This is a genomic window from Pseudomonas sp. YeP6b (assembly GCF_025642995.1).
In the GTDB taxonomy this organism is placed as follows: Bacteria; Pseudomonadota; Gammaproteobacteria; order Pseudomonadales; family Pseudomonadaceae; genus Aquipseudomonas.
In genome coordinates, this window is record NZ_CP080090.1 from 6,059,095 (window position 1) to 6,073,123 (window position 14,029).

15 protein-coding genes are annotated in these 14,029 nt (G+C 61.2%); 3 read left to right on the forward strand and 12 right to left on the reverse strand.

The window, feature by feature from the left end; all coding sequences use genetic code 11:
- Positions 1-38: 38 nt before the first annotated feature.
- The 9 genes from KZH41_RS27350 to KZH41_RS27390 all read right to left on the reverse strand — a co-directional run bounded on the left by KZH41_RS27350 (position 39) and on the right by KZH41_RS27390 (position 9,406).
- The gene (locus tag KZH41_RS27350) at positions 39-1,196 is read right to left on the reverse strand and encodes a D-alanyl-D-alanine carboxypeptidase family protein (protein WP_094951251.1); all 1,158 of its coding nucleotides are present in this window, start codon (positions 1,194-1,196) and stop codon (positions 39-41) included.
- Positions 1,197-1,374: 178 nt separating this feature from the next.
- Positions 1,375-2,379 carry a septal ring lytic transglycosylase RlpA family protein gene (locus KZH41_RS27355; RefSeq protein WP_094951250.1) on the reverse strand — a complete coding sequence of 335 codons (1,005 nt, stop codon included), beginning with the start codon at positions 2,377-2,379 and terminating at the stop codon, positions 1,375-1,377.
- Positions 2,379-3,389, reverse strand: a complete 1,011-nt coding sequence (mltB, locus tag KZH41_RS27360) for a lytic murein transglycosylase B (protein ID WP_242156133.1) — start codon at positions 3,387-3,389, stop codon at positions 2,379-2,381. Before mltB ends, KZH41_RS27355 begins: the two co-directional genes overlap by 1 nt.
- A gap of 17 nt (positions 3,390-3,406) precedes the next feature.
- Positions 3,407-4,510 carry a rod shape-determining protein RodA gene (rodA, locus tag KZH41_RS27365; protein ID WP_176462941.1) on the reverse strand — a complete coding sequence of 368 codons (1,104 nt, stop codon included), beginning with the start codon at positions 4,508-4,510 and terminating at the stop codon, positions 3,407-3,409.
- Positions 4,511-4,541: 31 nt separating this feature from the next.
- Entirely contained in the window at positions 4,542-6,440 is a 1,899-nt protein-coding gene (mrdA, locus tag KZH41_RS27370) for a penicillin-binding protein 2 (protein WP_263274043.1), read from the reverse strand.
- Between the two features lie 15 nt (positions 6,441-6,455).
- The gene (gene rlmH / locus KZH41_RS27375) at positions 6,456-6,923 is read right to left on the reverse strand and encodes a 23S rRNA (pseudouridine(1915)-N(3))-methyltransferase RlmH (protein WP_003176297.1); all 468 of its coding nucleotides are present in this window, start codon (positions 6,921-6,923) and stop codon (positions 6,456-6,458) included.
- Between the two features lie 9 nt (positions 6,924-6,932).
- Positions 6,933-7,427: a ribosome silencing factor gene (gene rsfS, locus KZH41_RS27380; RefSeq protein WP_094951246.1), complete on the reverse strand. Its 495-nt coding sequence runs from the start codon at positions 7,425-7,427 to the stop codon at positions 6,933-6,935.
- A gap of 69 nt (positions 7,428-7,496) precedes the next feature.
- A complete protein-coding gene (gene nadD, locus KZH41_RS27385) occupies positions 7,497-8,141 on the reverse strand; it encodes a nicotinate-nucleotide adenylyltransferase (protein WP_094951245.1) in 645 nt (214 codons plus the stop codon).
- The gene (locus KZH41_RS27390) at positions 8,141-9,406 is read right to left on the reverse strand and encodes a glutamate-5-semialdehyde dehydrogenase (RefSeq protein WP_094951244.1); all 1,266 of its coding nucleotides are present in this window, start codon (positions 9,404-9,406) and stop codon (positions 8,141-8,143) included. The genes nadD and KZH41_RS27390 overlap by 1 nt, the downstream gene beginning before the upstream one ends.
- 174 nt (positions 9,407-9,580) lie before the next feature.
- Between KZH41_RS27390 and KZH41_RS27395 the strand changes: the two genes are divergently transcribed.
- Both KZH41_RS27395 and KZH41_RS27400 read left to right on the forward strand, forming a co-directional pair.
- Positions 9,581-10,264: a DNA-3-methyladenine glycosylase gene (locus tag KZH41_RS27395; RefSeq protein ID WP_263274044.1), complete on the forward strand. Its 684-nt coding sequence runs from the start codon at positions 9,581-9,583 to the stop codon at positions 10,262-10,264.
- A gap of 117 nt (positions 10,265-10,381) precedes the next feature.
- Entirely contained in the window at positions 10,382-11,698 is a 1,317-nt protein-coding gene (locus KZH41_RS27400) for a bifunctional DedA family/phosphatase PAP2 family protein (RefSeq protein ID WP_263274045.1), read from the forward strand.
- Here the strand turns inward: KZH41_RS27400 and KZH41_RS27405 are convergent.
- Genes KZH41_RS27405 through KZH41_RS27415 form a run of 3 tightly spaced genes read right to left on the reverse strand, consistent with a single transcriptional unit; the run spans position 11,692 to position 13,373 of the window.
- Positions 11,692-12,285 carry an LON peptidase substrate-binding domain-containing protein gene (locus KZH41_RS27405; RefSeq protein WP_094951241.1) on the reverse strand — a complete coding sequence of 198 codons (594 nt, stop codon included), beginning with the start codon at positions 12,283-12,285 and terminating at the stop codon, positions 11,692-11,694. The two genes, KZH41_RS27400 and KZH41_RS27405, sit on opposite strands and share 7 nt — an antisense overlap.
- A gap of 21 nt (positions 12,286-12,306) precedes the next feature.
- Positions 12,307-13,023, reverse strand: coding sequence for an LrgB family protein (locus KZH41_RS27410; protein WP_263274046.1), 717 nt, complete (start codon positions 13,021-13,023; stop codon positions 12,307-12,309).
- Entirely contained in the window at positions 13,020-13,373 is a 354-nt protein-coding gene (locus KZH41_RS27415; protein WP_094951239.1) for a CidA/LrgA family protein, read from the reverse strand. Before KZH41_RS27415 ends, KZH41_RS27410 begins: the two co-directional genes overlap by 4 nt.
- Before the next feature lie 157 nt (positions 13,374-13,530).
- On the opposite strand from KZH41_RS27415, the gene KZH41_RS27420 reads away from it, so the two are divergent.
- Positions 13,531-13,986: a MaoC family dehydratase gene (locus KZH41_RS27420; protein WP_034117724.1), complete on the forward strand. Its 456-nt coding sequence runs from the start codon at positions 13,531-13,533 to the stop codon at positions 13,984-13,986.
- The last annotated feature ends 43 nt before the right edge of the window (positions 13,987-14,029 follow it).

Sequence of the window (14,029 nt, forward strand, 5' to 3'; positions counted from 1 at the left end):
CGCGTCGGATCAACGCAGGGCTTTGCAGGTGCACACAATCAGTTGAACAAGCCGTAGAAGAATAGACGGATGCTATCCCACACGCGGCGGAAGATACCACCTTCGTCGACGGATTCCAGAGCGATCAGGTCGGCGCTGTGCACCACTTTGTCGTCCAGTTTCACTTCGACTTTACCGATAACGTCACCCTTGGCAATTGGCGCAACCAATTGTGGGTTCATGGTCATGCTGGCAGCGAGCTTTTTCAGCTGGCCTTTAGGCATGGTCAGGGTCAGGTCGTCAGCCAGGCCGGCCTTGACTTGGTGGGTAGCGCCTTTCCATACCGGCGCGGTCGCAAGCTCTGCACCCTTCTGGTAGAAGGTCTGGGTTTCGAAGAAGCGGAAACCGTAGGTCAGCAGTTTTTGCGTCTCGGCCGCACGGGCCTGCTCGCTGTTAGTGCCGAAGACCACGGCAATCAAACGCTGGCCGTCACGTACAGCGGACGACACCATGCAGTAGCCTGCTTCGTCGGTGTGGCCGGTTTTCAGACCATCAACGGTCTTGTCGCGCCACAGCAGCAGGTTGCGGTTAGGCTGCTTGATGTTGTTCCAGAAGAATTCCTTCTGGGAGTAGATCGCGTAGTGCACCGGGTCGACGCGGATGATCGCGCGAGCCAGCACGGCCATGTCGTGAGCCGACGAGTAGTGCTCCGGGTTCGGCAGGCCGGTCGGGTTCATGAAGTGGCTGTTGGTCAAACCCAGGTCGGTGGCGGTCTTGTTCATCAAATCGGCGAACGCATCTTCGCTGCCGGCGATGTGCTCGGACAGGGCCACGCTGGCGTCGTTACCGGACTGGATGATGATGCCGTGCAGCAGGTCGCTGACAGTGACCTGCGAACCCACCTTGATGAACATCCGCGAACCGCCGGTGCGCCAGGCGTTTTCGCTGACGGTGACCGGGTCGTTTTCGCCGATCTGGCCGCGACGGATTTCCAGGGTCGCGATATAGGCCGTCATCAGCTTGGTCAAGCTGGCTGGGGGCAGGCGCTGGTCACCATTGTTCTCGACCAGCACGTTGCCGCTGGCGGCATCCATGAGGACCCAGGCCTTGGCGGCCAGTTGCGGGGAAGCCGGCACCATTTCAACCGCCCAGGCGGCCGGGGTGATGATCAGCGAAAGAAGCAGGCACGTGCGTTTGGCTAAAGTGGTGATGTTCATCCGTCTCTCGAAATTGCTTATGGAAACTTGCCCTCGCGGGCAAAACTATTCAGACAGCCCGCTGCCAGACTGTCACGTGTTCGGTTGCCCGCTCACCCCTTGCCCCTGGGTTTTTATTCTTCAACGAGCCAACAACCAGGGCCCAGGACCGCGTACGAACCTGAGCCATCAATCTTTCTTATTCGGCGGTAACCACGCTGGGCTGCCCTAGGTTGGCCAGGCGCACGCTGTTCTGTACTTGCGCCACTTCACCAGGCGTTCCGATCGGCCCCATGCGCACACGGTGCAGGGTCTGCTGGTTACGCACGATGGAGCTGATGAACACCGGCGCATTGACCATGCTGCTCAGCTTGGACCTTAACAGTTCTGCCGCATCCGGGTTGGCGAATGCACCCACTTGCAGGTACTGACCGCCCACGGTAGAGGCGCCCGGTGCTGCGTGAGGCACGACCACCGTGTCCGGGGCGTGCTGCGCCGGCGGTGGTGTCCACTGCTCGATCTTGCCGGTTGAGGCGGTCACTTGTGGCTGCGGAGTTTGCGGTTCGTTGAGCATCAACGGCGCCGGTTTGCCACGCTGGGCCCAGTACTGCGCCGGGTCGATGCCTTCAACTTTCACGCGCGCGGTGCCCGTTTCGGCATAACCGAGTTTCTTTGCGGCGGCGTAGGACAGGTCGATGATCCGGTCCGAATAGAACGGCCCACGGTCGTTGACCCGCAGGATCACCGTGCGGTTGTTGTCCAGGTTGGTCACCCGTACATAGCTGGGCAGTGGCAGGGTCTTGTGGGCCGCGCTCATGCCGTACAGGTCATACACTTCGCCGTTGGCGGTGTTCTGGCCATGGAATTTGGTGCCGTACCAGGACGCGGTGCCCGACTGCACGTAGGTCTTGGATTCCTGCAGCGGGAAGTAATTCTTGCCCAGCACGGTGTACGGGTTGGCCTTGTACGGCCCGGTGTGCAGGGTCGGCGTGGCATCCGGGATTTTCGACACGTCGACATCCCACCACGGCGCGCCGTCTTTGTGCGCGCGGTTGATGTCCAGGCCCGGCTGGGCACGGACGGTACCGCCACCCGACTTTTGCGCAGGCGCACGGCTGGTGGTGGAGGAACAACTGACAACCAACAAGGACAATGCGGCAAACGCCACCAGCTTGAGCGGTTTATTGAACGGCGATGCCCGCATTACTTGTTGCCCCGTGCTTGTACCAGCATGTCTGACAGCTGATGCACGGCCATGGCGTACATCACACTGCGGTTATAACGCGTGATTGCGTAAAAATTCTTCAGGCCCATCCAGTATTCCGGGCCATTTTCGCCTTCCAGGCGGAACGCCGTCACCGGCATATCATCGCGTGGCGCATTCTGACTCGACCAGCCCAGCGCTCGCAACTCCCCGACGGTCTTGACCGGCTCGATTCCCTGGGTCAGGCCTTCATCGGCGCGATCCCCCGTCACGTCGGCACGGATTACCACCGGTTCACCGGCTACCCAGCCATGGCGTTTGAAGTAGCTGGCCGCGCTGCCGATGGCGTCGTCGGGGTTGCTCCAGATATTGATGTGGCCGTCGCCGTCGAAATCCACCGCGTAAGCGCGAAAGCTGCTCGGCATGAACTGCGGCAGGCCCATCGCACCGGCGTAGGAGCCTTTGAGGGTCAGCGGGTCGACCTGCTCTTCGCGGGCCAGCAACAGGAATTCGCGCAGCTCCTTGCGGAAGAACTCGGCGCGCGGCGGGTAATCGAAGCCCAGGGTCGACAAGGCGTCGATCACCCGGTAACTGCCGGTATTGCGCCCGTAAAAGGTTTCAATGCCGATGATCGCCACGATAACTTGGGCCGGCACGCCGTATTCCTGCTCGGCGCGAGCCAGCACGGCTTCGTGCTGGCGCCAGAAGTCCACACCCCGGGCCACACGGGCGTCGGTGAGGAACATCGGGCCGTAGTCTTTCCACTGTTTAACGCGCTCGGCGGGACGCGAGATCGCGTCGAGGATCGCCTGCTTGCGCTTGGCTTCGCGGAACACGCCCATTAGCTGTTCACCGGCGAAACCATAGTCGCGGGTCATTTCACCGACAAATTCGGCGACCTGGGGTGAGCCATCATAGTCACCGGCCTGCGCCTCTTGCGTCGCGCCCAGCAGCCCAATCAGGCTCATCCAGGACGCATGCCGAGTCGCCCAGCCGCGCATTACTTGCATTGACATCTTCACCTTATTCAAACCTGCGCGATCCACTTGCGATGCGTGTGAATCGACATCAAAACCCCAAACGCTGACATCAATGTCACCAGCGAAGTTCCGCCGTAGCTAATGAACGGCAACGGCACCCCAACTACCGGCAACAGGCCACTGACCATACCGATGTTGACGAAAACGTAAACAAAAAAAGTCATGGTCAGGCTGCCGGCGAGCAATTTGCCGAACAGCGTCTGCGCCTGCGCGGTGATCACCAGCCCGCGACCAATCAATAGCAAATAAATCAGCAACAGCGCGCAAATGCCCACCAGGCCGAACTCTTCGCCCATTACCGCAATAATGAAGTCGGTGTGGCTCTCGGGTAAAAAGTCGAGGTGCGACTGGGTGCCCAGTAACCACCCCTTACCAAATACTCCGCCGGAACCGATGGCCGCTTTGGACTGAATGATGTTCCAGCCGGTGCCCAATGGGTCACTCTCCGGGTCGAGGAACGTCAGGATCCGCTGCTTCTGGTAGTCGTGCATAAAGAAGAACCACATGGCCACGGCCACGGGAATGGCAGCGGCCAGCACGCTAAGGATCCAGCGCCAGCGCAAGCCGCCCATAAACAGCACGAACGCACCGCCTGCGAGGATCAGCAGCGAAGTGCCGAGGTCCGGCTGGCGTACGATCAGGATAAACGGCACGCCGATCAGGATCAGGCTAATGCCCACGTGCTTGAGCTGCGGCGGCAAGGTGCGCTTGGACAAATACCAGGCGATGGTCGCCGGCATCAGGATCTTCATGAATTCCGACGGTTGGAAGCGAATCACCCCCGGGATGTTGATCCAGCGGGTCGCGCCCATGGCGTTGTGGCCCATCACGTCCACCACCACCAGCAGCAATACGCCGGCGACATACCCCAGCGGCACCCAGCGCGCCATGAAGCGCGGCTCGAGTTGGGCGATCACCACCATCGACAAGAGGCCCAGGCCGAACGACGAGGCTTGCTTGATCAGCAGGTCCCAGTTCTTGCCGCTGGCCGAATACAGCACGAACAGGCTGCCGGCGGCCAAGGTCAGCAGCAGGATCAGCAATGGGCCATCAATGTGTATGCGCTGCAACAACGTCGCACGTCGACGCATCACATCCTCACTGGAGAGGATGCGGTCAAAATTACTCTTCACGGGCCGTAACCTCGGTGCTTGAAGGGGGGCCACCATATTCGGATTTAAGCCTGCCGTCGTCGGCCAACAGCCAGGCGTCCATGATCTGACGCACCACAGGCGCAGCCACGCCGGAGCCGGACTCACCGTTCTCGACCATCACTGCCACGACGATTTTCGGATCGTCTGCCGGGGCAAAACCGACAAACAAGGCGTGGTCGCGGTGGCGCTCCTGAACCTTGGAACGGTCGTATTTTTCGCCCTGTTTGATCGCAACCACTTGGGCGGTGCCGCTTTTGCCGGCAATGCGGTATTGCGCACCCGCCGCCGCTTTACGCGCGGTGCCGCGGGCGCCGTGCATCACTTGCTGCATGCCGTGGTTAACCTTGGTCCAGTCGGACGGGTCGCGCAGTACGATGTCGGGGATCGGGTTTTCATCCACTGGCCGCTCGCCTTCGACGGTCTTGGCCAGGTGCGGACGGTTCCAGATGCCTTTGTTGGCCACCAGCGCCGTGGCCTGGGCCAGTTGCAGCGGCGTGGCCTGCATATAGCCCTGGCCAATGCCGAGGATCAGGGTTTCGCCTGGGAACCACGCCTGGCGGCGGGTCGCGCGCTTCCACTCCCGCGATGGCATCAAGCCAGGGGATTCTTCGAACATGTCCAGGGAGACTTTCTGACCGAGGCCGAACTTGCCCATGTAGGCAGACAGCCGGTCGATCCCCAGCTTGTGGGCCAGGTCATAAAAATAGGTGTCGTTGGAGCGCATGATCGCGGTGTCCAGGTCGACATAGCCGTCACCGGTGCGGTTCCAGTTACGGTATTTGTGATCGTAGTTGGGCAGCATGTAGTAGCCCGGGTCGAACACACGGCTCGATGCGGTGACCACACCCGAATCCAAACCGGCAATCGCCACCGCCGGCTTGATGGTCGAACCCGGCGGGTACAACCCGCGCAGCACGCGGTTAAACAGCGGCCGGTCGATGGAATCACGCAGCTCAGCGTAGGCCTTGAAGCTGATCCCGGTCACGAACAGGTTGGGGTCGAAACTCGGCTGGCTGACCATCGCCAGCACTTCGCCGGTTTTCGGGTCCAGCGCTACCACGGCGCCACGCCGACCGCCGAGGGCCATTTCAGCCGCCTCCTGCAGTTTGATGTCCAGGCTCAGCACGATGTCCTTGCCCGGCACCGGGTCGGTGCGTTTGAGCACCCGCAGCACGCGGCCTCGGGCGTTGGTCTCGACTTCCTCGTAACCCACCTGGCCGTGCAGTTCGGGCTCGTAGAAACGCTCGATGCCGGTTTTGCCAATGTGGTGGGTGCCGCTGTAATTCACCGGATCGAGGCTTTTCAGCTCTTTCTCGTTGATCCGCCCCATGTAGCCGACGGAGTGGGCAAAGTGCGGCCCTTGCGGGTAATGCCGCACCAACTGCGCCACCACTTCCACACCCGACAAACGGAACTGGTTCACCGCGATTCGGGCGATCTGCTCTTCGGTCAGCTCAAACAGGATCGGCACCGGCTCAAATGGCCGGCGCCCCTGCTTCATGCGCTTTTCGAAGATCACCCGGTCTTCCGGCGTCAACTGCAGCACTTCGACGATCACATCGAGGATCTGCTGCCAGTCGCCGGAACGCTCGCGCGTCATGCTCAAGCTGAAGCTGGGCCGGTTATCCGCGACGACCACGCCATTGCGGTCGAAAATCAGCCCACGGGTCGGCGGAATCGGCTGCACATGCACCCGGTTATTTTCCGACAACGTGGAGTGATAGTCGTACTGGATCACCTGCAGGAAATACAGGCGCGCAATCAGCACCGCAATCAAACCCACCACCAGAAAAGCGCCAAAAATGACCCGCGAGCGCACCAGACGTGCGTCTTTCTCGTGGTCCTTGATGCGGATCGGCTGGGTCATCGGGAGGGGCGCAGATTATTTGTGGTAAGGGTGCCCGGACAGAACTGTCCAGGCGCGATACAGCTGTTCACCGATCAGAATCCTTACCAACGGGTGCGGCAGCGTCAGCGCCGACAATGACCAGCGCTGGTCCGCCCGCGCACAAACTTCCGGCGCCAGCCCTTCGGGGCCGCCGACCATGAAGTTGACCGTACGCGAATCCAGGCGCCAGCGATCCAGTTCCACCGCCAACTGCTCGGTGCTCCAGGGTTTGCCGTGCACCTCAAGGGTGACGATGCGCTCGTTGGGGCCGACCTTGGCCAGCATGGCTTCGCCTTCCTGCCGGATAAAGCGCGCCACGTCGGCGTTCTTGCCCCGGGTGTTGAGCGGTATTTCCACCAATTCCAGCGACAGCTCAGCGGGCAGACGCTTGGCATACTCGTGCCAGCCTTCTTCCACCCACTTGGGCATGCGTGAACCGACAGCGATCAGACGCAGGCGCACAGCCGTTCCTTATTCCTGGTCTTTGTTGAGCTTGTCGAAGTGCGCGTGGCCCACTTCAGGGCTGTGGTGCTTGCCATCAGCAGCACGGCTCTGCTCGGCGCCTTTCCACAGACGCTCCAGGTCGTAGAACTGACGAGCGTTGGAGGTCATCATGTGAACGATCACGTCGTCCATGTCCAGCAGCACCCAGTCGCTGTCGCCCTTGCCTTCTTCACCCAGCGGCTTCACGCCTTGGGCTTTGACGGCTTCGCGAACCTTGTCCAGCATCGCGCCGATCTGGCGGTTAGAGGTACCGGTGGCGATGATCATGAAGTCGGTGATGCTTTGCTTGTCGCGCACGTCCAGCACTTGGATGTCCTGGGCCTTAACGTCTTCCAGGGCAGCCACGGCGACTTTTACCAGCTCTTCGCCAGCCAGCTCAGGGCCGGTGTGCGCTACAACTGGCAGCGGGGCGCTTTTGAAAGTGCCTTTGCGCTTAACTTTACTTACGTCTTTGTTGGTCATATAAAACTCGTTTTGCTCGTATGTTCGGGGCGCTCGCTGCACGACTGTGCGTAGCGACAAGCGCGCCTTTTAGTTCGACGCACGGTAAAGCCCGTGCGCATCGATGTAGGCCAGGACCGCGTCAGGCACCAGGAAACGTACCGACTTCCCGCTGGCCAGCAGTTGACGGATCTGGGTGGCAGACACCGCAAGCGGGGTCTGCCAGACGAATGCAATATTCCCGTTCGGCCCGGTCAGGGCCAAGGGGTCACTTACCGACCGCGCGGCCAGCAGGTTGCGCAAGGCATCCGGCGGTTCGCTGTCGGCATCCGGGCGTTGCAAAACCAGGATGTGGCAGTGCTGGAGGAGTTCCTCCCAGCGATGCCAAGAGGGCAGGCCGCAAAATGCGTCCCAGCCCAAAAGCAGAAACAATTGGTCGTCCGCGGCCATTTCAGCGCGCATCACTTCCAGGGTATCGACAGTGTAGGACGGTTTATCACGCTTGAGTTCGTGGTCGTCCACCACCAGCGGCGCGATGCCGTCCACCGCCAGGCGCACCATTTCCAGGCGTTGCTGCGCTGACACCTGCGGCGTGTCGCGATGCGGCGGCCGCGCGTTGGGCATCACACGCAGCTCATCCAGCGCGAGAGCATCCGCCACTTCCAGGGCACTGCGCAAATGGCCGATGTGCACGGGGTCGAAGGTGCCGCCGAGCAGCCCGATGCGTTTAGCCATCAAGTGCGCACATGACCGTCGCCGAACACCACGTACTTCTCGCTGGTCAGGCCTTCAAGGCCAACCGGGCCGCGTGCGTGGAGCTTGTCGGTGGAGATGCCGATCTCCGCCCCCAGGCCATACTCAAAGCCGTCGGCAAAGCGCGTCGAGGCGTTGACCATCACCGAAGCGGAATCCACTTCGTTGAGGAAACGCCGGGCATCGCTGAAATGCTCGGAAACAATGGCGTCGGTGTGCTTGGAGCCGTACTTGTTGATGTGTTCGATGGCCTGGTCCAGGTCGTCGACGATGCGGATCGACAGGATCGGCGCCGTGTACTCGGTGTACCAGTCTTCTTCAGTCGCCTCGATCACGTCCGCGCCCAGCAGCGCACGGGTGCGTTCGCAACCGCGCAGCTCCACGCCCTTGTCACGGTAGATGGCAGCCAGCGGCGGCAGCACGCGATCGGCAATGCCGACGTGCACCAGCAGGGTTTCCATGGTGTTGCACGGGGCGTAGCGGTGAGTCTTGGCGTTATCGGCGATGCGGATTGCTTTGTCGATGTCGGCGGCGACGTCGATGAACACGTGGCACACGCCGTCCAGGTGCTTGATCACCGGCACCTTGGCATCGCGGCTGACGCGCTCGATCAGGCTCTTACCACCGCGCGGCACGATCACGTCGACAAATTCCGGCATGGTGATCAGCGCGCCAACGGCGGCGCGGTCGGTGGTTTCCACCACTTGCACCACTTCAGCCGGCAACTCGGCCACGGCCAGGCCTTGCTGAATGCAGGCGGCAATCGCGCGGTTGGAATTAATCGCCTCGGAACCGCCACGCAGGATGGTGGCGTTGCCAGACTTGAGGCACAGGCTCGCAGCGTCGATGGTCACGTTCGGGCGCGACTCATAAATGATACCGATCACGCCCAGGGGCACGCGCATCTTGCCAACCTGGATGCCGGACGGCAGGTAACGCATATCGCGGATTTCACCGATGGGGTCAGGCAGCTTGGCCACCTGACGCAGGCCTTCGATCATGTCGTCGATACGTGCCGGGGTCAGCGCCAAGCGGTCCAGCAGAGCCGGTTCCAGGCCATTGGCGCGACCGCTGGCCAAGTCCAGTTCATTGGCAGCGGCCAGCTCGGAGCGCGAAGCATCCAGAGCATCAGCGGCCGCCAGCAGGGCACGGTTCTTCTGCGCAGTGCTCGCGCGGGCGATCAACCGCGAGGCCTGACGGGCAGCGCGACCCAGGCGGGTCATGTAGTCAAGAACGGACTCAGTCATGGTCGGGGAGTCTTGGCAAAGAGGAAAGCGGCAGATTATAGCTGTGACGCCGCCCGACTGACAGCGGTGTGGGGCGGATGGTCGAAATGAACTGTAAAAACTTGGGGTTCAGCGGTAATTAAGGCGGGAGTTGTTATTATTCGGTCACATTTAGCCGTATTAACCCAGATCGCCATGTCCAGTTTTGCCCCCCAGCTTCCCGCCAGCGCCCTGCCCGACCGCTTCTTCGACCGCGACGCGCAAGTTCTTGCGCGGGAATTACTCGGGAAAGTCATACGCCATCGTGTCGGCAATACCTGGCTTTCAGCGCGAATTATTGAAACCGAAGCCTATTACGTGGCCGAAAAAGGCAGCCACGCCTCACTCGGCTACACAGAAAAGCGTAAGGCTTTGTTTCTGGATGGTGGGCATATCTATATGTACTACGCCCGTGGCGGCGATTCGCTGAACTTCAGCGCGCAAGGCCCGGGTAATGCCGTGTTGATCAAATCAGCCTATCCCTGGGTCGATGAAACCTCCGGCCCGGACAGTCTGGCGCAGATGCTGTTGAACAATCCGGACGCCAACGGCCACCCGCGCCCCTCGCAAAAACTCTGCGCCGGCCAGACACTGCTGTGTAAAGCCCTCGGGCTGAAAGTGCCGATGTGGGACGCCAAGCGTTTTGATCAGGAATTGCTCTACGTTGAAGACGTGGGTCAGACGCCGACGCAGATCATCCAGACTACCCGCCTAGGCATTCCGAGCGGTCGCGATGAACATTTGATGTACCGCTTCGTCGATGCGGGCTATGCGCCTTATTGCACCAGGAACCCGCTGCGCCGGGGCCAGGTCGAAGGCCGCGATTATTTTTTGATTTGAACAGACTGATAATTGAAACCTGCAGCCCAGCAATTCCAATGTGGGAGCTGGCTTGCCTGCTCCCACAGTTGATCTTCACTGTCTCAGGTTTCGTATTACATACATGGAGTGGATTGTATGGGCCAATGGCTCGATAGCATTACCGGCTGGCTGACCCTGAACCCCGAATGGCTGGCCGTCGCGGTCTTCATTGTCGCGTGCGTGGAGTGCCTGGCCATCGCCGGGTTGATCGTGCCAGGCACGGTGTTGCTGTTTGCCATTGCCGCACTGGCCGGCAGCGGGGCGCTGCCCTTGAGTGAAACCCTGCTGCTGGGTTTCCTCGGTGGCCTGTTGGGTGACGGAGTTTCCTACTACCTGGGCCGGCATTTCCATCAGAACATCCGGCGCCTGCCCGGCTTGCGCCACCACCCTGAATGGATGAATGGCGCAGAAACCTACTTCCATAAGTACGGCATCGCCAGCCTGCTGGTAGGACGCTTCATCGGCCCGTTGCGCCCCATGCTGCCGATGGTCGCCGGCATGTGCGACATGCCCTTCCCACGCTTTGCCGCCGTGAGCATCCTGGCGGCAGCCGGTTGGTCGGTGGCTTATCTGCTGCCAGGCTGGGCGGCCGGCGCCGCGTTCCGCTTGCCATTGCCGGAAGGCTTCTGGCCGGAAGCCGGCATTGTCGCAGCCTGTTTGGCGATATTGCTGGGGCTGAGTTTGAACAGCAGCCTGCGCGGCCATCGTCGCGCCACCTTGTGGATCGGCTGCGCCAGCCTGACGCTGTTGATCGCGCTGTTTATCGGCTACCCGCACCTCAATGACTTCGATCAGGGCCTGAGCGCACTGGTGCAGGAACACCGCAGCCCGTGGCTGGACGAGGTGATGGTGCGGATCACCCAGTTGGGCGAGTTCAAGAAGATGTTTGTGGCCAGCGCTATCTTCACCGGCCTGTTGCTGCTGGCGCGGCAGTGGCGCCACGCGGTATTCGTCGGCGCCACGCTGGCCGGGGCGGCGGTGATCAACACCGGCACCAAGCTGTTTTTCGCGCGTGGCCGCCCCGAAATCCTCACAGACCCGCTGACCAGTTTCAGCATGCCCAGCGGCCACGCCTCCGGCGCATTTGCATTCTTCCTGGCGCTGGCCGTGCTGGCCGGTCGCCGGCAACCCACACGGTTGCGCCTGACCTGGATGCTGATGGGCTGTATTCCTGCGGCCTTTATTGCACTGTCGCGGGTTTACCTCGGCGCGCATTGGCCGACGGACATCCTGGCCGGCACGCTGCTGGCGATGACGGTGTGCGCGTTCAGCCTGACCGTCATCCAGTACCGTAGCCCGCTGCCGGCCATGGCGCAGAAAACCTGGTGGCTGCTGCTGCCGGCGTTGGTGGCGGTGTTGAGCTTTATCGCCCTCACCGGCACACCCCACGCGCTGCTGCGCTACGCCTACTGAGTGAAGAGTTCGCCCTGCAATTCGTCGAGCAACATCTGGATCGCATCCAGGCGTTGCTGCGGGTCATCGAGTTGCAGCAGGTCGATCTTGTCGGCCTCGGTGAACGGCAGCAGATACGCCAGCTGATTGCCCAAGGCTTGCTGGCCCTCGGCGTGGGCGTCCATATCAAGCGAGGCAACCATCGGGTGTTCGGCCAAGGCCTGGAGCAACGCCAGCAGGTCGGCGTCCTCTTCTTCCAGCGGTTGGTCCGGCAGCTCTTCGAGCCACTGCACTTCAGCCACCAGCAGTTGGTCCTTTTGCACCCCGGCGTCACGCACGCGAAAGCGCCGCCCGCCTTCAACGCGAATCCCCAGCAGGCCGTTGTCCTGCTGTTTGAAGTCGCGAATCAGCGCTTCACAGCCGACCAGTGCGTAGCCGTCGGGGGCCATGCCCACTTCCCTGCCATCGAGAATGCACACCACGCCGAAGCTTTCGCCCTTTTTCATGCAGCGGCTGATCATGTCCAGGTAGCGCGCCTCGAACAGTTGCAAATCGAGGGTGCAGCCGGGGAACAGCACGGTATTGAGCGGGAACAGCGCCAGACTCATAAAGGTTTCCTTAAACCCGGTTTAAACAATCACCGACACGGCCAGCGGCAGGAACACCGCCGTGGCCACGCCCATCAAACTCATGGCCAGCGCCGCAAAGGCGCCGCACTCTTCACTTTCCTGCAGCGCCACCGAGGTGCCGACGGCGTGGGCGGTCATGCCCAGGGCCATGCCGCGCGCCGCGGGGCTGTGCACGCCAAGGCGTGACAAATACGCCGGGCCGATCATCGCGCCGACCACGCCGGTGATCAACACAAACACCGCCGCCAGGGCCGCCACACCACCGATCTGCTCGGCCACCAGCATGGCAATCGGCGAGGTTACCGACTTGGGCGCCATGGTCATCAGCATCATGTGTTCGGCACCAAACCACCAGCCCAGCAGCACACACAGGCCGGTTGCCAACACGCCACCTATCACCAGCGTAGTAAAAATCGGCCAGAACAATTGGCGAATCCGCCGCAAATTCAGGAACAGCGGCACAGCCAGGGCCACGGTCGCGGGGCCGAGCAAGATGCCCATGATCTCGGTGCTCTTGCGGTACTCGGCGTAGGTCAGGCCGCAGCTGAGCAACACACCGATCATCAGCAGCATGGACACCAGCACCGGTTGTAGGAAGATCCAGCGGGTTTTCTCGAATGCCGCCAGCACCAGCTGATAGGCGCCGAGGGTAATGCCGATGCCAAACAGGGGGTGGTGAATGACGGCTGTCCATGCGCCCTGCCAGTCGAAGGTCATTGGTCCTTCTCCTTGCGCTTGACCATCTGCTGCATCAGCACGCCAACAAAGCCCATGGCGATCACCAGCGACAACACGAGTGCGCCGACGATGGCCCAGAAGTCTGCGGCAATGTCCTTGGCATACACCATCACGCCCACGGCCGGCGGCACTAGCAGCAACGGCAAATAGCGCAACAGGCTGCTGGCGGCCAGGCTCAGGGGCTCGCCGACTTCGCCGCGCCAGATCAGGAAGCCCAGCATCAGCAGCAAGCCGATGATCGGCCCCGGCAGCACCGGCAACAGCAAATGGTTGATCGCGGTACCGATCAATTGAAACAGCACCAGCCATGTCAGGCCACGTAACAGCATCCCTTATCCCCCCTCAAAACTCGCCCGCATTATAAGCACGCCGGCTCTATGCTTCGGCATTCGCCAAAAGCATGGTGGGTTGACCGGGTGAGTTGCCCATGATGATCTACCATGGACTTCGCACACCTATAAAAACGATGAACCAAGGAGAGTCGCAATGCCCTATGTACCTGTAGCGCAGCTCAAAGATTATGTCGGCAAGGAACTGGGACGTTCCGAATGGCTCACCATCGACCAGGCGCGTATTAACCTGTTCGCAGAGGCAACCGGCGATCATCAGTTCATCCACGTCGACCCGGTCAAGGCCGCCAAGACGCCGTTCGGCAGCACCATCGCCCATGGTTTCTTGTCGCTGTCGCTGATGCCCAAGCTGATGGAAGACATCCTGATCATGCCCGAGGGCCTGAAGATGGCGGTCAACTACGGCCTGGACAGCGTGCGCTTCATCCAGCCGGTCAAAGTCGACTCCAAGGTCCGCCTGAACGTGACCCTGACCGACGTCACCGAGAAGAAACCTGGCCAATGGCTATTTAAGGCCACCGCCACCCTGGAAATCGAAGGCCAGGAAAAACCCGCTTACATCGCCGAGTCGCTGTCACTCTGCTTCGTGTAAGGCCTTGCCTGTGGCGAGGTGATAAACCTTGCCACAGTGTATG

What these genes read in the sequence shown, in the direction of transcription:
- KZH41_RS27350 (WP_094951251.1), bottom strand. Translation starts at nt 1,196, where the DNA reads ATGAACATCACCACTTTAGCCAAACGCACGTGCCTGCTTCTTTCGCTG.
- KZH41_RS27355 (WP_094951250.1), bottom strand. Translation starts at nt 2,379, where the DNA reads ATGCGGGCATCGCCGTTCAATAAACCGCTCAAGCTGGTGGCGTTTGCC.
- mltB (WP_242156133.1), bottom strand. Translation starts at nt 3,389, where the DNA reads ATGCAAGTAATGCGCGGCTGGGCGACTCGGCATGCGTCCTGGATGAGC.
- rodA (WP_176462941.1), bottom strand. Translation starts at nt 4,510, where the DNA reads ATGCGTCGACGTGCGACGTTGTTGCAGCGCATACACATTGATGGCCCA.
- mrdA (WP_263274043.1), bottom strand. Translation starts at nt 6,440, where the DNA reads ATGACCCAGCCGATCCGCATCAAGGACCACGAGAAAGACGCACGTCTG.
- rsfS (WP_094951246.1), bottom strand. Translation starts at nt 7,427, where the DNA reads ATGACCAACAAAGACGTAAGTAAAGTTAAGCGCAAAGGCACTTTCAAA.
- nadD (WP_094951245.1), bottom strand. Translation starts at nt 8,141, where the DNA reads ATGGCTAAACGCATCGGGCTGCTCGGCGGCACCTTCGACCCCGTGCAC.
- KZH41_RS27390 (WP_094951244.1), bottom strand. Translation starts at nt 9,406, where the DNA reads ATGACTGAGTCCGTTCTTGACTACATGACCCGCCTGGGTCGCGCTGCC.
- KZH41_RS27395 (WP_263274044.1), top strand. Translation starts at nt 9,581, where the DNA reads ATGTCCAGTTTTGCCCCCCAGCTTCCCGCCAGCGCCCTGCCCGACCGC.
- KZH41_RS27400 (WP_263274045.1), top strand. Translation starts at nt 10,382, where the DNA reads ATGGGCCAATGGCTCGATAGCATTACCGGCTGGCTGACCCTGAACCCC.
- KZH41_RS27405 (WP_094951241.1), bottom strand. Translation starts at nt 12,285, where the DNA reads ATGAGTCTGGCGCTGTTCCCGCTCAATACCGTGCTGTTCCCCGGCTGC.
- KZH41_RS27410 (WP_263274046.1), bottom strand. Translation starts at nt 13,023, where the DNA reads ATGACCTTCGACTGGCAGGGCGCATGGACAGCCGTCATTCACCACCCC.
- KZH41_RS27415 (WP_094951239.1), bottom strand. Translation starts at nt 13,373, where the DNA reads ATGCTGTTACGTGGCCTGACATGGCTGGTGCTGTTTCAATTGATCGGT.
- KZH41_RS27420 (WP_034117724.1), top strand. Translation starts at nt 13,531, where the DNA reads ATGCCCTATGTACCTGTAGCGCAGCTCAAAGATTATGTCGGCAAGGAA.